The sequence below is a fragment of the Rhizobium favelukesii genome, from assembly GCF_000577275.2.
Lineage (GTDB): Bacteria > Pseudomonadota > Alphaproteobacteria > Rhizobiales > Rhizobiaceae > Rhizobium > Rhizobium favelukesii.
Genome location: NZ_HG916852.1, coordinates 4,047,301 through 4,070,810, shown reverse-complemented (window position 1 = coordinate 4,070,810; position 23,510 = coordinate 4,047,301). Strand labels below are relative to the sequence as shown.

Genomic DNA, 23,510 nt, shown 5'->3' with positions numbered 1-23,510 from the left:
CTTTTTTTCATGAAAGGGTTGATATGAGTAAGCTCAAGATTGCCGTTATCGTCGGAAGCACACGAATCGGCCGCTTTGCGGAGCACCCCGCCAATTGGATTGCCGAAATTGCCGTAAGCCGCCCCGAACTCGAGGTTGAAGTTCTCGATCTGTTGGATTACCCGATGTCTTTCCTCGGGCAGGCGAGCGCGAGCTCGGCTGAAAACGAAACGGCGGAGCGCTGGAAGAAGAAGCTGCGCGCGTTCGACGGCTATATCTTCACAGCCGCCGAGTACAACCACGGCCCGACCGCAGTTCTCAAGAATGCGATCGATCTAGGGGAGTTCGTGCATAAGCCAGTCGCTTTCGTCGGCTATGGCGGTGTCGGGGGCGCCCGCGCAGTCGAGCAGCTGCGGCTGATTTTCGTGGAAATGAGCGCCGTTTCCGTGAAGACGGGCGTTCACATATCTTTCCCGGAATATCTCTCGGTCGCCAAGGAGGCAAAGAGCTTGAACGACTACGCGCATCTCGTCGAGGCCGCCAAGAACCAAATCGACCAGCTTATCTGGTGGGGCAAGGCGCTGAAGGCGGCGCGCGCGGTCTAAAGGATCCTGTCGCCGCGCATGCCTATATGTCGTAGGTATGGGCGGCGTTGATCGTCGAGATGAAGCGCTTGGTGCGCTCGCGCTCCGGCGCCGTGAAGATGTTCCTTGCGCTTCCCGTCTCCACCACGCTGCCGGCCTCGAGGAAGACCACGTCGTTGGCGATCTTGGAGGCGAGGCGCAGGTCATGCGTCGCCATCACCATGGTTGTGCCTTCGCGGGCGAGACGACCGAGAACGTCGACGACTTCGGCGGAGAGTTCGGGGTCGAGCGCCGATGTCGGTTCATCGCAGAGAAGAACGCGCGGAGACGGGGCAAGCGCGCGGGCGATTGCAACACGCTGTTGCTGACCACCCGAGAGCGTCGAGGGCCAGGCATCGGCCTTGTGCGCCATTCCGACCTTCGTCAGCAATTCCATTGCCCGCTCCCGTGCCTTCTCCTTCGGCCACCTCAGAACCGTGACGAGCCCTTCCATCACATTCTCGATGGTTGTCTGATGCGGAAAGAGCTGGAAGTTCTGGAATACCATGCCGGTCTGCCGGCGGATCTTCTGGATCGCCTGCCAGCCGGTCTTCTGGCCCGGCGCAAAGCTCAGCTTCTCCTCGCCGAGGCGGATCATGCCTGCTGTCGGGATTTCGAGCAGGTTGATGCAGCGCAGCAGCGTGCTCTTGCCACCACCTGACGGGCCGACGAGGGCCGTAACGCTACCTTCCGGAATGCGGATGCTGATATCTTTCAAGATGACGGCGTCGCCGAAGCGCTTTTCGATGTGGGAAAGCTCGATCATGCGTTTGCCTCCAGCATACCGCCGTAGCGCGCAAAGCGACGCTCGAGGCGGACCTGCAGCGCTGATAGGACGGAGCTCAATGCAAGGTATATCAATGCAGCCTCGATGTAGAGGATCAGCGGCTCGTAAGTGGTCGCGACGATGCGCTGCGCAGCCTGGAACAGCTCCGGGACCGTAATGGCGGCTGCAAGCGAGGTATCCTTCACCAGCGAAATGAACGTGTTGGAAAGTGGCGGCACCGCAACGCGCCCGGCCTGCGGCAGGATCGTGCGGCTCATTGCCTGACGCCAGCTCATGCCGATCGAGTAGGCCGCTTCCCACTGCCCCTTCGGTACGGAGGAGATGACGGCGCGGATGATCTCGGAGCTGTAGGCGCCGATGTTGAGGGTGAAGCCGATCAGTGCTGCCGGAAAGGCATCGAGCAGGATGCCGATGCTCGGCAGTCCATAGAAGATCACGAAAAGCTGCACCAGAAGCGGCGTGCCTCTGATAGCCCAGACATAGAAGCGGGCGATCGCGGCAACCGGCGCTGGTCCGAAGAGCCGCCCGATTGCGGTGATCAGCCCGAGGATCAGGCCGAACGCAAAGGAAAGGAGTGTCAGCGGGATCGTGAAGATCAGGCCGGCCCAGAGGAGCGGTCCGAGCGAATCCGCCATCAATTGAAGCCAGTTCGGCACGGTGCAATCCCCAAAGAAAGATGCGTCCAGCGAGATTTCGCTGAACGCTTTTCAGGCACATATAAAGGATGTGGCGGCGGCAGCAAGCCGCCGGCGGTATGACTTACTTCGAAACGTCCTGGCCGAAGTATTTGTCGGAGATCTTTTTGTAGGTGCCGTCAGCCTTGATGTCGGCAAGCGCCTTGTTGATTGCTTCCAGCAGTTCCGGCTCGCTCTTGCGGATGATGATACCGGAATAGTCGGCATTTTCCTGCTGGGCGACGATCTTCACCGGAGCTTCCGGCTTGTGCTTTTTGAAGTCGAGGAAGGAAAGGCTGTCGTTGATCGTCGCGTCTGCGCGCTTGGTTATTACGAGTTGGATCGATTGGTCGAAGCCATCGGTGCCGACGAGTTCGGCGCCGGACTGCTCGGCGAGCTTGCCGAAGTTGCTGGTCAGCGACTGAGCCGACTTCTTGCCCTTGAGGTCTGCAAAGCCCTTAATGCTGTCGTCGCCATCGCGGACGATGAGGACGGCCTTTGACGCAATATACGGCTCGGAGAAGTCGTATTTCTGCTTGCGCGCCTCGGTAATACCGACCTGGTTGATGACGGTGTCGTAGCGCTTCGCATCGAGACCGGCGATCAGCCCGTCCCATTTGCCTTCGACGAATTCTGCCTTGACGCCAAGCTTGGCAGCAACCGCTTCGCCGATCTCCACGTCGAAGCCGACGAGCTTGCTGCTGTCGTCATGATAGGTGAACGGAGCGTAGGTTCCCTCGGTGCCGATCTTGAAGACGCCTGATGATTTGATGGCGGCGAGGTTTTCGCCGGCAACGGCAGGAAGAAGCGCGGCGGCCTGAATGAGCGCTGCGGCGGCGATGGTCTTCAGAAGGTTCATTTTTGTATCCAATTCACCCGGTGTGTTCGATGTTTCGAAAATCGCAGAAAAGCATGTGAGGGGAAGCGTAGAAAACTGCAAAGAAAATGGGCACGTGCGAATATTTTTCTCATTTATGGCGAGTTTGGCGCGGCTTGTTTCAGGCTGCGAGGAAACGTGTCAGTGACGGGTCTTGCGTGCGCGATCATACTTGTTTATGCGTATTTATACACAATTGAGGGCGAGATCGACAGAACCGGCACGAACATGAACGAACTTCTGATGCAAGAGCGGCAAAGCGCCATTTCCCGCAAGCTGCAAACCGATGGGCGCGTTCTGGCTGCCACACTGGCGGTAGAGTTCGGCGTGTCCGAGGATACGGTACGCCGTGACCTTCGCGAGATGGCGGCTGCGGGCCTTTGCGAACGTGTATACCGGGGCGCGTTGCCGGTTTCTTCGGCTGGTGGCAGCATGAAGCATCGCATGGGTGTTGCAAGTGATCGGAAACGCGCGCTGGCGCTGGCTGCAGTGTCACAGATTACGCCTGGTTCAATGGTTTTCTTCGATGCGGGAAGCACTAACCTTGCCATTGCGGCCGCGCTACCTCCGGACATGACGCTGACCGCGGCGACAAACGCACCCGCAATCGCCGCGGCGCTGATCGAGAAACCTGCGATCAGTGTCATCCTCATTGGCGGGATGATCGATCGACAGGTTGGCGGCGCGCTGGGCGCCAAGGCGATGCGCGATATGGAATCCCTGTCGCCGGATCTCTGTATTCTTGGAGCTTGCGGCATCGACCTGGCTGCGGGAGTGACCACATTCGGTTTCGAGGACGCCGAATTCAAGCGCTTTGCGACGTCAAGGAGCCGGAAGGTTATGGTTGCCGCCACGTCAGAAAAATTCGGGACGGCGGCGCCTCATGCGGTGCTGCCGGTGGCCCATTGCGAATGCCTGGTTGTCGAGCGCGATGTCGAGCCTGACGTGCTTGCGCAATATCGCGACCGTGGGTGCAGAACGATTGTCGCTGGCGAGGCGGCGTAATTCATTCAAAGCGGCAATCGGCCTTAAGCCGGATGCTCGTGGGATATCGGAAGAAGAGATGGATACTCAGACGAAAATGGCGTCGGCCGTCAGAACCGGTTTTGTAACGAAGAATAGAGCGGCCGTTTCGCTGCTCTTCCTGATGAACGGTTTCCTTGTCGGCTGCTGGGCGCCAAAGATCCCGGAGTTTGCTGAACGCCTGCAGCTGAGCAAGTTCCAGCTTGGACTCATGATCCTGGTCTTCGGTCTGGGCTCACTGACAATGATGCCGATTGCCGGCGCGCAAATTGCACGCCATGGCTCGCGGCTCGTCGTGCAAGCGGCCGCCTTTTGCCTGCTGCCGATCCTTCTGGCGCTCACTCTGGCGCCCAATATTGCTACGGGAGCGGTTTCGCTCTTTCTGTTCGGTGGCTTCATCGGCGCAATGGATGTTGCGATGAATGCCAATGCCGTCGCCGTCGAGAAATCGATGCGGCGCGCGATCATGTCGTCCTGCCATGCCTTCTGGAGCCTGGGCGGCTTGATCGGTTCGGGCCTCGGTGGCCTGCTGATCGCCAAGCTCGGCGTGCTCGGGCATGCCGAGTTGGCAACATTGCTTGCGGCAATCTTCCTGGGCGTCGCCTGGCCGATGATCCTTGCCGATCCGCCGCATCCTGACGAGAGGAAAGAGAAGGCGCGGCTGCCGCTTGTACCGCTTCCTTGGCTACTCGGCCTCATGGCGTTGTTTTCAATGGTTCCGGAAGGCGCAGTGCTCGATTGGGGCGCTCTGTATCTTCGGCAGGAGCTGGATGCCTCGATTGCCCTTTCCGGCTTTGGCTTTGCGGCGTTTTCGCTGACGATGGCCATCATGCGATTTGCGGGGGATCTCGTTCGTGATCGCCTGGGTGGAGTGAAAACGTTGCGCATCTGCACGCTTTTTGCCATCGCCGGCATGTTGCTTGCAGCCTTTGCGCCCGATGCCGAAACGGCGATCGTCGGCTTTGCCCTGTGTGGCATCGGCATTTCCAATATGGTGCCGATCGCCTTTTCCGCCGCCGGCAACATTCCAGGTCTGAAAGCCGGGATCGGGCTCTCTGTCGTCACCACCATGGGTTATTCCGGCATGCTGGTCGCGCCGTCGGCAATCGGCTTCGTGGCCGAGCATATTGGCTTCACCGTCGTGTTCATGGCACTGCCGGTGCTCTTGGTGGTCGTATTGCTGTTTTCCAATCTGGCGCGCTATGCTGACGGCATATCGGGCGGCGGGCACTGAAGCAGGTTCCAAGCAAAAGTGATGTGCGGGGCGGTTGACAACAAAGCGGGCATGATCCACCTGAAAGACACGAATTTCAGGGGTTCAAGAACTCTATATGTCTTCTTCTGCAGATTTTGATCCGAAACCGCGCCGCGCATCCGTCGCCGTCGATGTTGGCGGCGTCATCGTGGGCGGCGGCGCGCCCGTTGTCGTCCAGTCGATGACGAATACCGATACGGCGGATGTCGACGCGACCGTCACGCAGGTGGCGGCTCTCTTCAAGGCGGGTTCGGAGCTTGTCCGGATCACCGTGGATCGCGACGAAAGTGCGGCTGCGGTTCCCAAGATTCGCGAGCGGCTGTTGCGGCTTGGCATGGACGTGCCGCTCCTCGGCGATTTTCACTACATTGGCCACAAGCTTCTTGCCGATCATCCGGCCTGTGCCGAGGCGTTGGCGAAATACCGTATCAACCCGGGCAATGTCGGCTTCAAGGACAAGAAGGACAAGCAGTTCGGCGACATCATTGAGATGGCGATCCGCTACGACAAGCCGGTGCGCATCGGCGTCAACTGGGGTTCGCTCGATCAGGAGCTACTCACGACGCTGATGGATCGGAACGCGGAAGCTGGCTCACCGCTATCGGCGCGCCAAGTGACTCGCGAAGCGATCGTGCAGTCCGCGTTGATTTCGGCCAATCTTGCCGAAGAGATAGGTCTGCCGCGCAACCGCATCATCCTGTCGGCCAAGGTTAGCCAGGTACAGGATCTGATCGCCGTCTATTCGATGCTCTCCGAACGCTCTGATCATGCGTTGCATCTCGGTCTTACCGAGGCCGGCATGGGCAGCAAGGGGATTGTCGCCTCATCGGCTGCCATGGGTTATGTGCTGCAACAGGGGATCGGCGATACCATCCGCGTGTCGTTGACGCCGGAGCCGAATGGCGACAGGACGCGCGAAGTACAGGTCGCCCAAGAGCTGCTGCAGGTGATGGGCTTCCGCCAGTTTATCCCTGTCGTTGCCGCTTGTCCCGGCTGCGGGCGCACGACCTCGACCGTTTTCCAGGAATTGGCGCAGAACATCCAGAACGACATCCGCAAGAACATGCCGGTCTGGCGCGAGAAATATCCGGGCGTCGAAGCGCTAAACGTTGCGGTCATGGGCTGCATCGTCAACGGGCCGGGTGAAAGCAAGCACGCTGACATCGGCATTTCATTGCCTGGCACCGGTGAAACGCCGGCTGCGCCTGTGTTCATCGATGGCAGCAAGGCATTGACGCTACGCGGACCGAACATCGCTTCCGACTTCGAGGCGCTTGTCGCCGACTACATCGAAAAGCGATTTGGGCAGAAGACGGCCGCGGAATAAGGCGCGGTCGAAAACACTCAGATTCGGCTGGCCAGAAGCTTCAGCCCCGCAACACAGTAGAAGGCGGCCATAGCCCCTTCGATCCAGCGGCGCAGGCTGCGGTAAATCTTCAGTGCGTGCGGTGTCGAGAACAATACTGCGTAGCCCATGAAGATGGTAAAACCTGTTGCCATGCAGACGCCGATGATGAGGCCGACGACGGATGCTCGGGCGCCCTGCGGCATGCCGAGCGCTATGATCGCCAGCCACGCAAAGATGGCCTTCGGATTGGTAACGTGAATGCCGTAGCCGCGCAGCAGCAGGGCGCGCGCCGTAAGGCTCTTTTGCACGACAGCCTGCGGCAGGCCATCGTTGGCGCGTACGGCCTTGAAGGCCTTGTAGGCGAGATATAGCAGATAGATGCCGCCGAAAATCTTCAGGATCTCGAGCGCGATGGCGTAGGTCTGGAGGATGGTTGCCAGGCCAAGAGCGGCAGCACAAGCCCAGGTGAACGAGCCCGCAAAGATGCCGAGCGAGATGGTCATGCCTGCCTTCCGGCCATGCGTCATCGACGTCGACACGATTGCCATGATTGCCGGGCCGGGGCTGATGACGGCGATCAAATAAGCGACGTAGGCAGGCAGGATCTGCGGTAGGTAGGTCAGGATCTCGTGCATCTTACGTCTCTTATTCGGTCGGTGGATCTTGGCCTCGTTTCTTAGGCGCGGTTCCCGGCGATCGACAAGAGACTGTGTCTCGTGTGGTGGCGGAAATATTGTCCCGGTGACGCTTTTTCAGTTCTTGCGTCCCGCAATGAAGCGAGCAGCTTCGGCGAGAATGATGCTGCGCTCGGCGTAGGTAGACAGCAATGCTTCGGCTTCGCGCACATGCTCGGCAAGCTTGGTTTCCGCCCATGCGATACCATGCAGTGCCACCAGCGTGCCTTTTCCGCGACCGGCATCCTTGCCTGTCGCCTTGCCCATTGTGGCGGCATCGGAGGTGAGATCAAGAATGTCGTCGGCGAGCTGGAAGGCGAGGCCGATCCTCTCGCCGAACTGGCGCAATCGCGCGCGATCCTCTGCCGACGCACCGGCGATGATGGCGCCTGCCTCGCAGGCGAAGCGGATAAGTGCGCCTGTCTTCATGGCTTGCAGCGTAACGATGCCTTGTTCGTCCGGGACCTGCTTTTCGGCAGCAAGGTCGAGAGCCTGGCCGCCTGCCATGCCTCCAATTCCGGCGGCGCGCGCAAGGGCCAGCGTCAACGCCACTTTGGCTGTGTCCGGCAAGCTCGTTTCAGGCGCTGCGATGATGTCAAAGGCATAGGTCAGCAGGCTGTCCCCAGCGAGAATGGCAGTCGCTTCGTCGTATGCGATGTGCACCGTCGGCTTGCCTCGGCGCAGGTCGTCATCGTCCATCGCCGGCAAATCATCGTGAACGAGCGAATAACAGTGCACGCATTCGAGTGCCGCTCCCACCCTCAGCGCCGTGCTCCTGTTGCCGCCGAGCAATGATGCCGTTTCCGCAACAAGGAAAGGCCGCAGTCGCTTGCCGCCGTTCAGGACGGCATAGTGCATCGCCGAACACAGGCTCTCCGGCCGAGCGATTTCGTCGTTCAGCGCAGCCGGTGACAGCAGGATGTCGAGCACAGCCTCGACCTCGCGCGCGGTGGCGGCCAGTCTGGCTTCGAATGTTTCAGAGCTTGCGTCCATGGCGCGCTGTTTGGCATGAGCCGCCTTCTGCTTGCAACGGAATTGTCGATGGTGCGGCGAAGATTTCCTTTGTCTCTGGCAATGCCAGTTCGCAAACGGTATGGAGGAGAAGGGCAAGAGACTGGGTCGGGGAATTGGACATAACGCCGGAGACAGAGGATCGCATTACCGTGCCGTTTCACAGGCACGTGTTTCTTTGGCTTAAAGGTCGCCCTGTGATCATGCGCATCGTTGTCGCGCTGGCGGCGCTCGTCATCCTTCCGTACGTCTTGATCGTCCTTTACCTGCTGCCCTTCATCCACCCGGTTTCCACGCTCATGCTTCGCGATCTGGTGCTGCTGCGCGGTTACGACCGGCAATGGGTCTCAATCGATAATATCTCACCGGTTCTTGTTCAGTCGGTAATGATGTCCGAAGACGGACAGTACTGCTTCCATGGTGGCGTCGATTGGGGTGAGATGCGCATGCTCTTGGAGGATACGCTAAGCGGTCACTCCACCCGTGGCGGCAGCACGATCCCGATGCAGACGGCAAAGAACCTGTTTTTGTGGAATAGCCGTTCCTTCGTTCGCAAGGCGCTGGAGCTGCCATTGGCTGTGACGGCAGACGTTATCTGGTCAAAGCGACGGCTGATGGAAATCTACCTCAACATTGCCGAATGGGGGCCCGGGATCTATGGCATCGAGGCTGCCGCGCGCCACCATTTCAAAGTGCCGGCATCGAAGTTGACCAGCCGGCAGGCTGCCCTTCTCGCCGTGGCGCTTCCCAACCCCTTTGATCGCAATGCCGGCAAGCCCGGGCGGGGATTGCGACGGCTCGCCAGCCTCATCGAGCGGCGCGCGCGAGGGTCGGGCGATTACATCAGATGCATTTATGATTGAGATCGCAATAAGTCGTTGGTGTTCATGAGTGTCATCTGGCATTCGTGCTTTAAAAGTATGGACGGAAATCCCGCCACTAACGACTAGACTACCAGCAATGATTTCTGCCTTTTCGCCCGCACTTCTGACTTATTCCGCCACCCATAACCCTACTCCGCCAAGTCATTTCGGGACGCGCTACGACGCAACCGGCACGTTTCTGCGCGAGCCGGGCAATACCGTCGTGTGCCATCTGATCGAGGGATCGCCAGCGCAGCAGATGATCATTGAAGCGCGCCGGCGCTTTCTAGAGACGCCGGAAGCATCTCGGTTCGCCTTCACTCCGATCTCCAGTCTGCACATGACGCTTTTTCAGGGCATTATCGAGTATCGCCGCAGGTTGCCCTACTGGCCGCAGGATGTAGCGCTTGATACTGCGATCGAGCACATGAGCGAAATGTATCTGGATCGATTGCAATCCTTCGACCCGCTCGGCCCCTTCGATGTTGAAGTTACCGAAGTGACGCCGGTGGGGCTTACAGTCAACGGTGCTACGGTCGCAGATCGGCAAACCATGAAGGAATGGCGGGACGCTCTTGCGCATGTCTTTCGCTACCGGCACCCGGACCATGATGCCTATGCGTTCCACATCACATTCTGCTATCCAATCATTCGACTGCCGGAAGCAGCGCTCCCGGAATGGCAGGCGATGATCGACAGCACGCTCGCGGCGCTGCGCGAAAACGCTCCCGTGATAAGATTGAAGCCGCCGGCCTTCTGCACTTTCGACGATATGAACCATTTCGAGGAGCGGCTTGTGCTCGCGCCCGCAGCCTAAAAAGAAGACCCTATTGGACAAGCTGACGCTCTATATCGGCAACAAGAACTATTCGTCGTGGTCGTTTCGGCCATGGATCGCCATGACGGCCGCGGGTGTTCCTTTCGAGGAAGTGCTTGTCCCTTTCGATTTCGCGGCCGGCAATCTGCACTTCAAGGAGTTCTCGCCAACGGGTCAGGTGCCGGTGCTCCAGCACAGCGACGTTCGTGTCTGGCAGTCGCTGGCGATCATCGAGTATGTTGCCGAGCTTTTCCCGGAAGCCGGGATCTGGCCAAAGGAGCGCGACAAGAGAGCGGTGGCGCGCGCTGTTTCCATGGAGATGCTTTCGGGTTTCAGGGCCTTGCGCAACGCTTGTCCGATGAATATCCGGCGGAGGAAGGGCAAGATCGCGCTCGCTGACGGCGTCATGGCCGACGTCGCCCGCATCGAGACGATCTGGCGTGACCTGCGCGCTCACTCCGGCGGACCGTTCCTTTTTGGCGATTTTTCCGGCGCCGATGCGATGTTCGCGCCTGTTGTCAACCGCTTCGACGTCTACGACCTGGTCTCTGCCAGCGATACTCTGAGCTATATCGCCGCCGTCAAGGGGCATCCGGCCTGGAAGAAGTGGGAAGAGGCGGCGCGGGCCGAGGCCTGGATCGTCGAGGAAGACGAGGTCTGACCTCTGAATCGCGTGAATCTCAAAAAATAAGCTTGGGGACTGGTCAAGCTCCCCCAAGGCATGTATAAGCGCGAAAAATTTCCGAAATCGCGATCCGTCGTTTCGGCCGCCAGTCTGGCCGTTGGATGTGTTTGCCCGTGAAGTGGAGTAAGAAAAATGGCTGTACCGAAGAGAAAAACGAGCCCGTCCAAGCGCGGTATGCGCCGCTCTGCAGACGCACTGAAGGCTCCGACCTACGTTGAAGACAAGAACTCCGGCGAACTGCGCCGCCCCCACCATATCGATCTGAAGACCGGTATGTATCGCGGCCGTCAGGTTCTGACGCCGAAGGAAAGCGCATAATACATTTGCGTTCTGCCTGAGTAGGATTTGCGAGGTCGGCCCTGTGCCGGCCTTTTGCTTTTTCCCGCGAAAAATACATTCTTTTGATGCCTTGAAGTGATGCGGCTGTTTACGGCACTATTCTCTCGCTGAGGGGAGATATGCCAGATGTTCAATGCTGTGCCGCTGATGATTATTCCATTCATTCTTTACAATATGTCGATGCTGGGCTTGATGGGCGGCGGCGGGCTTCCCTCGTTGCAAAACGACGTCATCGTTTTGTCGATGATTTCGGGAGCCATGTGGAGCATGTCGCTTGGCGATCTTTTCATCGTCATCGCACTTGCGGTGCTATTCTTCGAAATACTGAGGGCGACGCGCAATGCTGGCGGCAGCCTGGCCAATCACATGCTGTCAATGCTCGTCTTCATAGCCTTCCTGGTCGAGTTTCTTCTCGTCCAAGATGCAGCCACCCAGGTTTTCTTCATCCTGATGACGATTGCGTTGATCGATGTGATTGGCGGCTTTGCCGTATCTATTCGCACCGCCGGGCGCGATGTTTCGATCGGGCTCTGAAGCTCATAGATTGTCGAGTTTGTTCTGAAGCGCGCGCAGCTGTTCTTTCAGCTCGTCGATGTCTTTTGCCTCCGCCTTGCGGCTCTCCTTAGCCGGCGGTGTCATGAACGGCGAGAACATCTGCATCGCTTGCTGGAACATCTCGGTATTGCGACGGACCTGGTCTTCGACCATCTGCATCGGTAGTTGCAGGTTCTTGCCGATAGGCGTTTCGCCGAAAGCGCGCGTGACCTGCTCGCGCATCTGCGCCTGCTGTTCGGTAAAGGCGCGCATGGAATGTTCCAGGAAGCTCGGAACGACCATCTGCATCTGGTCGCCGTAGTAGGTAATCAGCTGGCGGAGGAACGAGATCGGCAGGAGCGTGTTGCCCGTCTTGGATTCCTGTTCGAAAATGATTTGCGTCAGTACCGAGTGGGTAATGTCGTCGCCGCTCTTTGCATCCTGGACTGTAAAATCCTCACCCTTCTTCACCATCTCCGCCAGGTCTTCCAACGTCACGTAAGTGCTGGTGCCTGTGTTATAGAGGCGGCGATTGGCGTATTTCTTGATTACGATCTGCCCGTCATTCTTCGCCATATCAGTCTCCCGAAGCCCGTCTGATTGTTATGGAAATTCCTCCACCGAGGAATGTAGACGCAAACGAAGCCCAGTGACAATCTCTTTGTGCGATGCGGCAACCCCTTTTAAGTCAGAGATAATTTGCCTCAGCGTAAGCAATCCCTAAAATGCAATGGTAGAGTCTTGTCGTTTGACTTGGCGATGAAGCTTTGTCAGTTTCGATGTATCTGGTGGAGTTAACGAGGAGATCGTCATGTCGAGTTCATCCATCGTCATCGCTAGTGCAGGTCGCACTGCCGTTGGCTCATTCAATGGCGCCTTCGCCACCGTTCCGGCCCATGAACTGGGTGCGGCTGCGGTCAAGGGCGCGCTGGAGCGTGCAGGTGTCGAGGCCGGCGAAGTCGATGAAGTCATTCTCGGTCAGGTTCTTCCGGCCGGCGAAGGCCAGAACCCCGCCCGCCAGGCGGCCATGAAGGCCGGCGTTCCCAAGGAAGCGACCGCATGGGGCGTCAACCAGCTCTGTGGCTCGGGTCTTCGCGCCGTCGCGCTCGGCATGCAGCAGATCGCGCTCGGTGATGCAAAGATCATCGTCGCGGGCGGCCAAGAGTCGATGTCGATGGCGCCGCATGCGGCGCATTTGCGAGGCGGCGTGAAAATGGGCGACATGAAGATGGTCGACACCATGATCAAGGACGGCCTGACAGATGCCTTCTATGGCTATCACATGGGCATCACCGCCGAGAACATCGCGCGCCAGTGGCAGCTCTCCCGCGAGGAGCAGGACCGATTTGCCGTCGCGTCGCAGAATAAGGCGGAAGCCGCGCAAAAGGCCGGCCGATTCAGCGATGAAATCATCCCCTTCGTCATCCAGACACGAAAGGGCGACGTGACGGTTGATGCCGACGAGTACATCCGCTACGGCGCGACGTTGGACTCGATGGCCAAACTGCGCCCGGCTTTCGACAAGGACGGCACGGTTACCGCAGCGAATGCCTCCGGCCTGAACGATGGCGCCGCCGCAGCCGTGCTGATGACCGAGGCCGAAGCCTCCCGTCGGGGCATCCAGCCGCTCGTCCGCGTTGTCTCCTGGGCGACAGCAGGCGTTGATCCGCAGCTCATGGGAACCGGCCCGATCCCGGCGTCGCGCAAGGCGCTGGAGAAGGCGGGCTGGTCTGTCGGCGATCTCGATCTCGTCGAAGCGAACGAAGCCTTCGCCGCGCAGGCCTGTGCGGTCAACAAGGACCTCGGCTGGGATCCTTCGATTGTCAACGTCAACGGTGGTGCGATCGCGATCGGCCATCCAATCGGCGCTTCCGGCGCGCGGGTGCTCAATACGCTCCTTTTCGAGATGAAGCGCCGTGGCGCGAAGAAGGGATTGGCGACGCTCTGCATCGGTGGCGGGATGGGCGTCGCAATGTGTTTCGAAGCTCTTTGAATAGCAGGCAGTCCAACTAGAACCTGAGCCCCGCAGCATAGCGGGGCCCTCAAATAAGGGAGCGGAACATGAGCAGGGTGGCTGTTGTCACAGGTGGTACCCGCGGCATTGGCGCCGCGATTTCTCTCGCGCTGAAGAATGCCGGCTATACGGTTGCCGCCAACTACGCTGGCAACGACGAAAAGGCGAGCGCCTTTCACGGCGCCACAGGCATTCCGGTCTTCAAATGGGATGTTTCCGACTATGCGTCATGCGGCGAAGGCATCGCGAAGGTCGAGGCCGAACTGGGTGTGATCGATGTCCTTGTCAATAACGCCGGCATCACCCGGGACGCAATGTTCCACAAGATGACACCGCAGCAGTGGCACGAGGTCGTCAACACCAACCTCACCGGTCTCTTCAACATGACACACCAGGTCTGGGGCGGCATGCGCGACCGAAGCTACGGGCGGATCGTCAACATTTCCTCGATCAACGGCCAAAAGGGTCAGATGGGACAGGCGAACTATTCGGCTGCGAAGGCCGGAGACCTCGGCTTCACCAAGGCGCTTGCGCAGGAAGGTGCTGCCAAGAACATCACCGTGAACGCGATCTGCCCAGGCTATATCGGTACGGAAATGGTTCTTGCAGTGCCGGAGAAAGTGCTGAACGAGCGGATCATTCCGCAGATTCCGGTTGGCCGTCTCGGCGAACCGGAAGAGGTGGCGCGCTGTGTCGTCTTCCTGGTTTCCGACGACGCAGGTTTCATCACCGGATCGACGCTAAGCGCCAATGGCGGTCAGTTGTTCGTTTAGCGGATGGACGCCGTAAGGCCGTTATCGTGGCTCTCGATCTGCTGCGAATAGCGGCCTTGCTGGCTACGCGTATCGTATGGATTCAAGTATGCCGCATAGGCCGCCATGGCGATTGTCAACATTGCGGCCGCACCGATAATTCTCGTCATTGCCCTGCACTCCAAATTCCCCACGACGCATTGGTCGTTCAACCTGGTGTCGATATTGGGGCCGATTTGAGGAATTATTTGGCTGTCTTTCAGCCCTTTGGGTGGCGCTTTGTTTTAGCCCTGACCGGCACCTTCTGCATTGCACGGCCTTCGCCGCGAAGAGCGGCGGTGGCTGTGGTTACGAAGGCGGCCGCAATGAGGATGGCAACCGCTGAATTCAAGATGATCTCAGTCATGCGACCGTTCCTTTCAAAGTCTGGCGGGGCTTAGCCTCCGCCGCTGTTCTTGAAAGAAATATGCGCCTCGCCCTCACAGCCCGGTAGATTGAACTTTGGCGACCGACTGTCAGCGTGGCGTTGACAATCGGTCGCTCTTAGAGATGAGGATTGCGCGGCCGATATTTCGTCACCAGTCGCTGATTCACCGCGGCAGCGCCAGGCATATTGGCACTGAGATAAATCGGTGCGTCGCCGCCTTTCGACAGCTCCAAAGCGACGTCAGCGAAGATGGCGTTGAGCACCGTCGCGCCGATTGCGGTCGAAACCGGGCCGACTTTTAGCTCCGTGCCTGGGAGCGCAATCACTGCATCGCCGGGAGGAAGACCGTTGTCCAACACGACATCGGCGATGTCCGCAAGGCGGCGTCGGCCGTTCGCGACCGCACTCGAATAGGAGACAGACGTGATCGCGATCACCTTGGCGCCGATCTCGCGGCCATAATCGGCGGCTTCGATCGGCGCTGCGTTCACGCCGGAGTTCGATGCGATGATGATGACATCGCCCGGCTGCATGCCGTAGCGTTCCAGCACCGGCCGCACCAATCCTTCTGTCCGCTCATAGACGGAGCTGATCACCGCGCCCTCGTGCAGCATCGCGGAGCCAACGAGAATCGGAACGGTGAAAGCGAGGCCACCTGCCCGATAGTGCACCTCTTCTGCCAGCATATGTGAGTGTCCGGTGCCGAACACATAGACCCGCTTGTCATTGCGTGCGGCTTCTAGGATCGCATTGGCCGCCAAAGCCATGGGCTCAGCGAGCTCCGTCTTCAAAGTCTCGAGTCGGCCAATCAGATTGGAGAAGTAAGCATCGGTGATCGCTGTCATCACGTCCTCGATTTCTAAGCCGCTTCGCCGCTGATGAAGGTCCGAGTGACCTCGAGAGCATCGGTCAGATGCACCAGATCGGCTCGGGCACCCGGCGAAAGGTGGCCGTGGTCTTCAAGCCGCAGGAAGCGCGCCGGGTAGAGCGTCGCCATGCGAAGGGCCTCTGCGAGCGGCAGTTCCAGATAGGTAACGCCATAGCGGATAGTCGACGCCATATCCACGTCGGAGCCGGCAAGCGTGCCGTCGGACAGAACCAGCTTCGAGCAGAAGCCACCTCTCTCGCGTCGGACGGTGCGGCCATTCAACGTGAAGGAGTCTTGCTCCGATCCAACCAGCGACATCGCGTCGGTGACGAAAAAGAGCCTGCCTTCACCCCGTTTGGCGCGAAGAGCGGTTCGAAGCGCCTTCGGATCAACATGATGGCCATCGGCAATGATGCCGCACCAGACCGAAGGATGATCGATGGCGGCACCGACGAGGCCGGGTGCCCGGTGGCCGAGTTGGCTCATGGCGTTGAAAAGATGGGTGACACCTCGCGCGCCGGCGTCGAAGCGAGCCTCCGCCACCTCGCTGGAACAATCGGAATGGCCAATGCTGATGGTGACGCCGGCTTCGCTGAGTTCGCGTACCTGTTTTGAGGTTACTTGCTCGGCCGCCATCGTTACCAGCAAGGTACCGATTGCTTCCTTGGCCGCAATGAAGGCTGTCACGTCCTTGCCTTCAACGGGGCGCATGAGTTCGGCAAGATGTGCCCCCTTGCGGGCCGGCGCCAGATGTGGGCCTTCAAGATGGAGACCCGACACGCCGCGATTCGTCTTGACGGCTTCCTTGGCCGCCTCGATCGCCGCCTCCGTCGCGTCCGCCGTATCGGTGATCAGCGTCGGCAGCAGCGCAGTCGTGCCATAGGGCCGATGACCGTCGGCAATCATGTACATGGAGGCTGCAGAGGGCTCGTCGTTGAGCATTCGCCCGCCACCCCCATTTACCTGCGCATCGATGAAGCCTGCCGAAAGAACGCCGCCTTCGAACCGCGTGTGCTCGCCGTCGGGCAGTTCGCTTGCCGTCGCAATGGCCTCAACGCGCCCGTCCGACACAATGAGTGCCTTATCGTCGTGGAAGCGTTGGCCGTCGAAGATCCGGGCGCCGGAGAAGATCTTGCGAACCATCACATCGTCTCCGTGACCTTGAGCAGATTGGCCGGCTTGTCCGGGTCGAAGCCCTTGCGACGCGTGACTGACTCGATCAGCCGATAGTAGACGAGCAGCGAAACGAGCGGGTCGAGCAGACCGCTGCCCGTCGTCGGCACCTGCAAATTGATGCCGGAGACCGGCTGGCCCGAGAACGGCACGGTGGTTGCGCCGAGCTTCCGCAGCCGCTCAAGTGCTTGGACGTTGTTGCTGAATGCCGGATCATCAGGCGTGAAGGCGACGATCGGGAAGCCCGGCTGAACAAGACGCATCGGCCCATGCATCAGTTCGGCAAGCGAGAAGGCTTCCGCGTGCAAGCTGGCCGTCTCCTTGGCTTTCAATGCTGCCTCGAGCGCAATGGCGAAAGCGGGGCCGCGACCGGCCGTATAAAGTGAGCTGGCGTCGAAAAGAACGTCCTCTGCTGCCTTCGTATCGATCCCACTGGTCGCCTGGAGGGCTTCCGGCAGCTTTTCCAAGGAGGCATGCAGATCGCGCTTGCCGCTGATGGCAGCCGTGACACCGGAAAGCGCGGCGACCGAGGCGATGAAGGACTTGGTCGCTGCCACGCTCTTCTCCGGGCCAGCATTGAGGCCGAGAACGATGTCGGCCTGCTTGGCGAGCGGGCTGTCGGTGACGTTGACGACGGCGATCGTCGTTGCGCCGCCATGCTTTGCCGCATCCTGCAGGGCAATGATGTCGGGGCTTGCGCCGGATTGCGACACCGTGAAGTGGATGCCCCCCTTCAGATGCAGAGACGCACCATAGACCGACGCGATCGATGGGCCAAGCGATGCGACCGGCACGCCACAGGTGATCTCGAACAGGTATTTGAAGAAGGTCGCGGCATGGTCCGACGACCCGCGCGCTGCCGTCGTCACCACGGTCGGAGCGCCCGATGCAAACAGCTTCGCGATTTCATCGAAGGCGGACTTTTCTTTCTGAAGCAAGGTTGCGACGACCTCCGGCGATTGGCCGGCTTCCTGCAACATTAGCGACTGGCTTTCACTCATAGGTCATCTCCAATTCTCAATTCCGCAACAAAATCATATGCATCGCCACGATAGTGGGAGCGGGTGTATTCGACGACACGCTGGTCTTCCAGGCGCGAGACGCGTTCAATCAGTAGCGCGGGCGCGCCGGCATTCACGTGCAGCGCGGCGGCCGATGATGGATCGAGCGTGACCGCCGTCAATCTCTGCAGCGCCCGAACGGGCCGGTGGCCGTTTGCCGCGAGTGCTTCGTAAAGAGATCCCTCTCCACCACCATTTTCTCCAAGGAATTTTATCGGCACGACAGCGCGTTCGATCGCAAGCGGCAGCCCGTCGGCAAGACGCAGACGATCGAGGCGAAGGACGGGTTCATCAAGGCCGAGGCCAAGCAGGAACGCCTCCTCAGGAGATGGCGTATTGACCGTCCGAGACAAGATCCTTGCGGCAGGGGCGCGACCGCGCAAGCGCATGTCGGCGGAGAACGAAGAGAGCCGCCACAGCGATTGTTCCATGCGTTCGACCTTGCTGGAAACGAAGGTGCCGCTCCCGTGCCGAGACTCGAGCGTGCCAGCGTTCATCAGGTCACGATAGGCGGTTCGAACAGTCACGCGTCCGACCTTCAGCGCTTCGGCCATATCGCGCTCGCCGGGGAGTGCCGTTCCAGGCTTCAGCAATCCTTCCTGAACCAGGCCAGTCAAGGCCTGCGCCAGCCGCTTGTAAAGCGGTCCCGTCAACGCCTCGTCGCGCAGACCACGGCTGTTCAGCTCGGCTATCAAACTGGTTCTATCCATGTTCCAGTAATAGAACCTATTTAGAACCAATCGCAAGCGGGAAATAACTCCAAAAAGAAAAACCCTCGCAGGCGGCCTGCGAGGGTTTGTTCATTCGAGCACAAGATCAGAGCGTCAACTCTTCGTGAAAACGTAGTCCGTTTCCTGACGCAGGACTTCGCCCGGGCGCAGAACGGCGTCCGGAAATCCCTCGTGATTGATTGCATCAGGCCAGATCTGCGTTTCCAGGCAGAAGCCGGCGAACGGACCATACTTGCGTCCGCCGAGGCCGGGCACAGGCACGTTGAGCTTGAAGGCGGCATAGAACTGGACGCCGGGCTCCGTGGTGCGTACTTCCAGCGAAACGCCCGAGTTCAGGCTGCGGGCAAGCGCGACGGACCGCTTGGCGGTCCGGTCGTCGGAAAGGCAGAAATTGTGATCGTAGAGCGCCTGCTCGCTGCCGTCGAACCGCTTCATCGGCGACATCTCGCGGAAGTCGAAGACAGTTCCGGCGACGGGTCGGATCTCACCCGTCGGGACCTGCAGTTCATCGGTGACGAGGTAGCCGTCGGCTGCGATCATGATGTCGTGGCCGAGCGCATCGTCGCGGCCGTCGAGGTTGAAATAGGCATGCTGGCAAACGTTGGCGATCGTCGGCTGATCACTGGTCGATTCGTAGACGACGGAGAATTCGCCGTTGCCATGCACCCAGTAGGTTGCCTGGATGGTGCAGTTGCCCGGATAGCCGGCGCGGCCGTCCGGATCGACGATCTTCAGCACAACGCGGTCGACATCATGCTCGACGATTGTCCAGTTCTGCTTGGCGATGTTGTCGCTGCCGCCATGAAGATGGGTCACGCCCTTCTCGTTGAGATCGAGCTGATAGTTCTTGCCATCCAGCGTGAACCTGCCGCCGCCGATGCGGTTTGCGCAGCGCCCGGGCGTTGCGCCAAAGTAGGAGGAGTGAGCGGGGTAGCTGTCGAAATCGTCGAAGCCGAGCAGAAGCGGGGCATCGTGGTCGTCGAGGCGGAGATCCTGAATGACGGCACCCCAGGTGATGATCTTGGCTGTTAGCCCGCCACCTTTGATCTCGATCCGATAGACAGTTTCTCCCGACTTGGTTTGCCCAAAAACTTCCCGTTTCAACAATTCCGCCATAACGACCGTCCAGATCTATCTTCGAGTGAGGCAGCGAACCTGCCCCCATTTGCCGCAAACCGCAACGGTGTGCCGCAAAAAAGAAACGCTGCCAGGCCGGGGACACGCTCCGCCCAGTGGCCTGGCGTTGCTCGTGTCAGTCGCTCTTGCCGATATCGTTGAGATCGTACGGCGTGGTCTGGTAGATCTCGTTGATCCAGTTGCCGAACAACAGGTGCGCGTGGCTGCGCCAGCGGTTTTGCGGCGTCAGCGACGGATCGTTGTGCGGGAAGTAGTTGTGCGGCATCTTGATCGGAACGCCGGCATTCACGTCGCGGAAATATTCGTCGGAAAGCGACGTTGAATCATATTCCACATGATTGAACATATAGAGCCGCTTGCCCTTCCGCTCATGCACGAGGCAGACGCCCATTTCGTTGGATTCCATCAGGATCTCAAGGCTTTCCGACTTTTCGATGTCGCCGCGGCGGACTTCGGTCCAGCGCGACACCGGCACTTCGAAATTGTCCGAGAAACCGTTCAGGTAAACGGATGACGGCTTCAGGTTCCGGTGCCGGTAGACGCCGAAGGCCTTCTCCTTGAGCTCATACTTCGCAACACCGTGGAAATGATAGATCGCGGCCATCGCGCCCCAGCAGACGTTCATCGACGAATGGACGTTGGTTTCCGTCCAGTCGAAAATCTGCTGCATTTCGCGCCAATAGTTCACGTCCTCGTAGGGCAGCGTCTCGATCGGCGCGCCGGTAGTGATGAAGCCATCGAACTTGCGGTGCTTCACTTCCTCCCACGTCTGGTAGAAGGCGAGAAGATGGTCTTCCGAGGTGTTCTTTGCTTTGTGGTTACCCACGCGGATGAGCGAAAGCTCCACCTGCAGTGGAGACGCGCCGACCAGGCGGGCCATCTGCAATTCCGTCTTGATCTTGTTCGGCATGAGGTTGAGAAGCCCGATCTGCAGCGGTCGGATGTCCTGACGGATAGCCACCGTCTCGGTCATCACGCGCACGCCTTCCTGAACCAGGGTTTCAAATGCAGGCAAGGTATCGGGGATCTTGATGGGCATTGCGGTCACTCGATCAAAACAACGAATACATCGCTATCGGTCCGCACGCGGCCCTTTAGCGACTTCTTTAACGTGGCTGCAAGCCGGCCGGCCAAATCACCACGGAGCGTTCTAAATAGCGTTAGTCGACCTGCGAATCAATTGCCCAAACGAACGGAGGGGTCGATGCGAAGTCACTCCCACGTTAATGACTGCTAGAATCTGTTGGTGGACACAACGAATCACGATGTTTATTGAAGTAGAATGACGGCTAGGGACGCGTAATGGCAGATGACCTCGAAGGCAGGCCAAGCATTCAAGGGCAAGACAGAGTAGGATACGATCTGAGCCTGGGCTATCGCTTGAAGGTCATGTTCTCGGCTTTCTGGCATTCACCCGTGCGCGGAAGGGTCTTGCTGATCGCAACGGCGCTGATCGCCATCATTCTCGCCACCGCCTATGCGACCGTCATCCTCAACCAGTGGAACGCGCCCTTTTACGACAGCATCGCTCGGCGCGATTTGCATGGGTTCTTTCATCAGCTGAAGGTCTTCGCGCTGATCGCGGGCATGCTGCTCTTGCTCAACGTCGTGCAGGCCTGGCTGAACCAGATGACCGCGCTCTACATGCGCGAAGGTCTGACGCGCGATCTCGTCAACCAATGGCTCCAGCGCAAGCGTGCGCTGCGGCTTTCGGCCAGCGGCCTCATCGGCGTCAATCCCGATCAGCGCCTACACGAAGATGCCCGCAACCTCGCGGAAAGCACGACGACCCTGATGATCGGGCTGGTGCAGGCGACGATCTTGCTGATCAGTTTCATCGGCGTGCTATGGGAATTGTCCAGCGGCTTTATCTTCCGTTTCGGCACCTATGCCTTCTCCATTCCGGGCTATATGGTTTGGGCCGCAATCTTCTATGCGGCGTCCGCATCGATTCTCAGCCAGCTGGTAGGCCGCAAGCTTGTGAAGCTCAATGCGGATCGTTTCTCGAAGGAGGCGGAACTTCGCTTTGCGCTGATGCATGCCAACGAGAACATGCCGGCGATCACGGTGGCGCGCGGCGAGGAGAATGAGCAGCAGCGTATCAATACCGACATCAGCGCGGTGCTCGCCGTCATCAAGCGGGTGGCGATGGCCAACGTCAACCTCACCTGGGTGTCAGCCGGCTACGGCTGGCTTGTCGTGGTCATCCCGATCATTGTAGCCGCACCGGCATACTTCTCCGGCGGCCTGACGTTTGGCGAGCTGATGGTATCGGTCGGTGCTTTCAACCAGGTCAACACGGCCCTTCGCTGGTATGTGGCGAACTTCGGTCCCATTGCCGAATGGCGCGCCACACTGATGCGTGTCACCGATTTTCGTCAAGCGCTCACCACCATGAGCGACGAGATCAATCTCAGGGGCACGATTAGCTACGAGCGCAACCCGCCTGGAACACTGACGCTGGACCATGTACGGATCGCTTCTAAGATTGGCGAAGAGATCGACCAGTGCGGCGGGTTCCGCGTCCACGAAGGCGCCGTGACGATCAAGGCCGGCGAAAAGGTCATGATCAACGGCGATCACAACGTGAACCGCAAACTGCTCTTCCTTGCACTCTCCGAGCTTTGGCCATGCGGGGGCGGTAAGATCGGCTTGCCGCCCACGGACGACATGCTTTTCGTCGCGCAATCGGCCTACATCCCCGGGGGTTCGCTCCGCGAAGCGCTGGCGTTTCCCGAGTCTGCGGACACCTATCAGAATGCCGACGTTGTGGCAGCACTGGAGAAGGCAGGCCTCCACCATCTGGTTTCCCGGCTCGATACCCGGGCCCGGTGGGACAAGCTGCTCGATTCCGACGAGCAGCGCGCGATCGGTTTTGCTCGCCTGCTTCTCGTACGACCGAAATGGATCGTGTTCGACGAAGTGCTGGAAGGCATGGAGCCGGAATGGCAATCATCGATGATGGACGTCCTGGCTTCGATGCCTGACACCACGATGATCTACATCGGTCGCTCGGACGCCTTCGTCGACACTTTCAAGCCCCGCGTGCTGCATCTGGAAGCTCTGCATGCGAAGCCGGAAGTGAAGGTCGTGGCAAAAGCGCCAAACGCACCCGCACCCGCGCTCTGACGGCTTACATCGGCGGCACGACGCCGTTTTTACCGACTGTGACGTTTGCTGCGGACACCGTGCCGTCTGCAGCTCTTTCTCCCATCACGATCACGCGCGCTCCTGCGACAAGGTCTGCCTTTCCGGCAGGGGCGAAGGTGACGATCGGTGTATCGTCGGCGATCGATATCGTCTTTTCCTTGCCCTGATATGTCAGCGTGATGGTGTGGCCATCGACTGCCTTGACGGCTTTCGCGACCGTCGCGTTGGTCATCGTGCTGTTTGGCCTCAAGTCCCAAGGGCGACTGCCTTCTCCGGTGCCCTTCATCGCTCCTGGAAAGATCAGCACTTCGAGAGCGCCATCGCCGCCATCAGCTTTTGGCAGTGATGCAACCCCAACGAAATCGCCCGGCTTGATATCTTCCACGGCGGCCTTCTTGATGCCGCGCACCTTCCAGTCTGGCTTCAATGTCACCGTTTGCTCGGTGCCTTCTCGTGTTTTGACCACCAACGTGTCGCCGCTCAGGCTTTCAATCGCGCCACGCACGCGTTGCGCTTCCTGGGCAAGCGCGCCGTGCGACGTAATAACGAGGAAACCCGCGGCCCAGACGAGCGCGGTAGATGCTTTGAGATTGTGTGGCATAGTCTGCTTTCCTTGCCGTCGTGCAAGCTGCGGATACGGGGCGCAGCTTAGTCCTGCCGGTCGAACGCTGACGAATCAATGAAACGTGAAAGCCAGTTCGCGCGGCA

The 23,510-nt window shown here is 59.4% G+C and carries 27 protein-coding genes and 1 riboswitch; of the genes, 12 read left to right on the top strand and 15 right to left on the bottom strand.

Features of this window, described 5'->3' with window-relative positions:
• Positions 1 to 23: 23 nt before the first annotated feature.
• Positions 24 to 584 carry an NADPH-dependent FMN reductase gene (locus LPU83_RS58630; RefSeq protein ID WP_024313310.1) on the top strand — a complete coding sequence of 187 codons (561 nt, stop codon included), beginning with the start codon at positions 24 to 26 and terminating at the stop codon, positions 582 to 584.
• A gap of 22 nt (positions 585 to 606) precedes the next feature.
• On the opposite strand, the gene LPU83_RS58625 is transcribed toward LPU83_RS58630, so the two are convergent.
• From LPU83_RS58625 to LPU83_RS58615, 3 genes are all read right to left on the bottom strand, one after another.
• Positions 607 to 1,368 carry an amino acid ABC transporter ATP-binding protein gene (locus tag LPU83_RS58625; RefSeq protein ID WP_024313311.1) on the bottom strand — a complete coding sequence of 254 codons (762 nt, stop codon included), beginning with the start codon at positions 1,366 to 1,368 and terminating at the stop codon, positions 607 to 609.
• Positions 1,365 to 2,045, bottom strand: a complete 681-nt coding sequence (locus tag LPU83_RS58620) for an amino acid ABC transporter permease (RefSeq protein ID WP_024313312.1) — start codon at positions 2,043 to 2,045, stop codon at positions 1,365 to 1,367. The genes LPU83_RS58625 and LPU83_RS58620 overlap by 4 nt, the downstream gene beginning before the upstream one ends.
• A gap of 103 nt (positions 2,046 to 2,148) precedes the next feature.
• Positions 2,149 to 2,922 carry an amino acid ABC transporter substrate-binding protein gene (locus tag LPU83_RS58615; RefSeq protein WP_024313313.1) on the bottom strand — a complete coding sequence of 258 codons (774 nt, stop codon included), beginning with the start codon at positions 2,920 to 2,922 and terminating at the stop codon, positions 2,149 to 2,151.
• 246 nt (positions 2,923 to 3,168) lie between these two features.
• Here LPU83_RS58615 and LPU83_RS58610 point away from each other — a divergent pair, with 246 nt between their 5' ends.
• From LPU83_RS58610 to ispG, 3 genes are all read left to right on the top strand, one after another.
• Positions 3,169 to 3,945 (top strand): DeoR/GlpR family DNA-binding transcription regulator, encoded by a 777-nt coding sequence (locus LPU83_RS58610; RefSeq protein WP_029709897.1) that lies wholly within the window; start codon positions 3,169 to 3,171, stop codon positions 3,943 to 3,945.
• 58 nt (positions 3,946 to 4,003) lie between these two features.
• Positions 4,004 to 5,197, top strand: a complete 1,194-nt coding sequence (locus LPU83_RS58605; RefSeq protein WP_024313315.1) for an MFS transporter — start codon at positions 4,004 to 4,006, stop codon at positions 5,195 to 5,197.
• A 97-nt stretch (positions 5,198 to 5,294) separates the two neighbouring features.
• Entirely contained in the window at positions 5,295 to 6,545 is a 1,251-nt protein-coding gene (ispG, locus tag LPU83_RS58600; RefSeq protein ID WP_024313316.1) for a flavodoxin-dependent (E)-4-hydroxy-3-methylbut-2-enyl-diphosphate synthase, read from the top strand.
• A 17-nt stretch (positions 6,546 to 6,562) separates the two neighbouring features.
• Here the strand turns inward: ispG and LPU83_RS58595 are convergent, their stop codons facing one another.
• Positions 6,563 to 7,201, bottom strand: coding sequence for a LysE family translocator (locus LPU83_RS58595; RefSeq protein WP_024313317.1), 639 nt, complete (start codon positions 7,199 to 7,201; stop codon positions 6,563 to 6,565).
• Between the two features lie 117 nt (positions 7,202 to 7,318).
• The gene (locus tag LPU83_RS58590) at positions 7,319 to 8,233 is read right to left on the bottom strand and encodes a polyprenyl synthetase family protein (RefSeq protein WP_024313318.1); all 915 of its coding nucleotides are present in this window, start codon (positions 8,231 to 8,233) and stop codon (positions 7,319 to 7,321) included.
• A 134-nt stretch (positions 8,234 to 8,367) separates the two neighbouring features.
• Here LPU83_RS58590 and mtgA point away from each other — a divergent pair, with 134 nt between their 5' ends.
• The 5 genes from mtgA (at position 8,368) to LPU83_RS58565 (ending at position 11,489) form a co-directional block, all read left to right on the top strand.
• On the top strand, positions 8,368 to 9,114 hold the full coding sequence (gene mtgA / locus LPU83_RS58585) for a monofunctional biosynthetic peptidoglycan transglycosylase (protein WP_024313319.1): 747 nt from the start codon (positions 8,368 to 8,370) through the stop codon (positions 9,112 to 9,114).
• A gap of 97 nt (positions 9,115 to 9,211) precedes the next feature.
• Entirely contained in the window at positions 9,212 to 9,931 is a 720-nt protein-coding gene (locus LPU83_RS58580) for a DUF1868 domain-containing protein (protein WP_024313320.1), read from the top strand.
• Positions 9,932 to 9,944: 13 nt separating this feature from the next.
• A complete protein-coding gene (locus tag LPU83_RS58575) occupies positions 9,945 to 10,592 on the top strand; it encodes a glutathione S-transferase family protein (RefSeq protein ID WP_024313321.1) in 648 nt (215 codons plus the stop codon).
• A gap of 156 nt (positions 10,593 to 10,748) precedes the next feature.
• On the top strand, positions 10,749 to 10,934 hold the full coding sequence (rpmF, locus tag LPU83_RS58570; protein WP_003543812.1) for a 50S ribosomal protein L32: 186 nt from the start codon (positions 10,749 to 10,751) through the stop codon (positions 10,932 to 10,934).
• 147 nt (positions 10,935 to 11,081) lie between these two features.
• Positions 11,082 to 11,489: a hypothetical protein gene (locus tag LPU83_RS58565; protein ID WP_024313322.1), complete on the top strand. Its 408-nt coding sequence runs from the start codon at positions 11,082 to 11,084 to the stop codon at positions 11,487 to 11,489.
• Positions 11,490 to 11,492: 3 nt separating this feature from the next.
• Here the strand turns inward: LPU83_RS58565 and phaR are convergent, their stop codons facing one another.
• Positions 11,493 to 12,065 (bottom strand): polyhydroxyalkanoate synthesis repressor PhaR, encoded by a 573-nt coding sequence (gene phaR / locus LPU83_RS58560; protein ID WP_007528399.1) that lies wholly within the window; start codon positions 12,063 to 12,065, stop codon positions 11,493 to 11,495.
• A 235-nt stretch (positions 12,066 to 12,300) separates the two neighbouring features.
• On the opposite strand from phaR, the gene LPU83_RS58555 reads away from it, so the two are divergent.
• Both LPU83_RS58555 and phbB read left to right on the top strand, forming a co-directional pair.
• The gene (locus tag LPU83_RS58555) at positions 12,301 to 13,482 is read left to right on the top strand and encodes an acetyl-CoA C-acetyltransferase (RefSeq protein ID WP_024313323.1); all 1,182 of its coding nucleotides are present in this window, start codon (positions 12,301 to 12,303) and stop codon (positions 13,480 to 13,482) included.
• Between the two features lie 68 nt (positions 13,483 to 13,550).
• A complete protein-coding gene (gene phbB / locus LPU83_RS58550; RefSeq protein ID WP_024313324.1) occupies positions 13,551 to 14,276 on the top strand; it encodes a beta-ketoacyl-ACP reductase in 726 nt (241 codons plus the stop codon).
• Here phbB and LPU83_RS73165 read toward each other — a convergent pair.
• The 8 genes from LPU83_RS73165 to metA form a co-directional block, all read right to left on the bottom strand.
• On the bottom strand, positions 14,273 to 14,425 hold the full coding sequence (locus LPU83_RS73165; protein WP_167546215.1) for a hypothetical protein: 153 nt from the start codon (positions 14,423 to 14,425) through the stop codon (positions 14,273 to 14,275). The two genes, phbB and LPU83_RS73165, sit on opposite strands and share 4 nt — an antisense overlap.
• Before the next feature lie 89 nt (positions 14,426 to 14,514).
• Entirely contained in the window at positions 14,515 to 14,661 is a 147-nt protein-coding gene (locus LPU83_RS73160) for a hypothetical protein (RefSeq protein ID WP_167546214.1), read from the bottom strand.
• A gap of 137 nt (positions 14,662 to 14,798) precedes the next feature.
• Entirely contained in the window at positions 14,799 to 15,527 is a 729-nt protein-coding gene (locus LPU83_RS58545) for an SIS domain-containing protein (protein WP_024313325.1), read from the bottom strand.
• Positions 15,528 to 15,541: 14 nt separating this feature from the next.
• Entirely contained in the window at positions 15,542 to 16,693 is a 1,152-nt protein-coding gene (gene nagA, locus LPU83_RS58540) for an N-acetylglucosamine-6-phosphate deacetylase (RefSeq protein ID WP_024313326.1), read from the bottom strand.
• Positions 16,693 to 17,724 (bottom strand): SIS domain-containing protein, encoded by a 1,032-nt coding sequence (locus LPU83_RS58535; protein WP_024313327.1) that lies wholly within the window; start codon positions 17,722 to 17,724, stop codon positions 16,693 to 16,695. The genes nagA and LPU83_RS58535 overlap by 1 nt, the downstream gene beginning before the upstream one ends.
• On the bottom strand, positions 17,721 to 18,494 hold the full coding sequence (locus LPU83_RS58530; RefSeq protein ID WP_024313328.1) for a GntR family transcriptional regulator: 774 nt from the start codon (positions 18,492 to 18,494) through the stop codon (positions 17,721 to 17,723). Before LPU83_RS58530 ends, LPU83_RS58535 begins: the two co-directional genes overlap by 4 nt.
• 114 nt (positions 18,495 to 18,608) lie before the next feature.
• On the bottom strand, positions 18,609 to 19,631 hold the full coding sequence (locus tag LPU83_RS58525) for an aldose epimerase family protein (protein WP_024313329.1): 1,023 nt from the start codon (positions 19,629 to 19,631) through the stop codon (positions 18,609 to 18,611).
• A 136-nt stretch (positions 19,632 to 19,767) separates the two neighbouring features.
• On the bottom strand, positions 19,768 to 20,691 hold the full coding sequence (gene metA / locus LPU83_RS58520; protein WP_024313330.1) for a homoserine O-acetyltransferase MetA: 924 nt from the start codon (positions 20,689 to 20,691) through the stop codon (positions 19,768 to 19,770).
• A gap of 35 nt (positions 20,692 to 20,726) precedes the next feature.
• A riboswitch (SAM riboswitch) is annotated at positions 20,727 to 20,804 on the bottom strand.
• Between the two features lie 150 nt (positions 20,805 to 20,954).
• Here metA and LPU83_RS58515 point away from each other — a divergent pair.
• Positions 20,955 to 22,781: an ABC transporter ATP-binding protein/permease gene (locus tag LPU83_RS58515; RefSeq protein ID WP_024313331.1), complete on the top strand. Its 1,827-nt coding sequence runs from the start codon at positions 20,955 to 20,957 to the stop codon at positions 22,779 to 22,781.
• A gap of 4 nt (positions 22,782 to 22,785) precedes the next feature.
• Here the strand turns inward: LPU83_RS58515 and LPU83_RS58510 are convergent, their stop codons facing one another.
• Positions 22,786 to 23,403, bottom strand: coding sequence for a DUF5666 domain-containing protein (locus LPU83_RS58510; RefSeq protein WP_024313332.1), 618 nt, complete (start codon positions 23,401 to 23,403; stop codon positions 22,786 to 22,788).
• Between the last annotated feature and the right edge of the window lie 107 nt (positions 23,404 to 23,510).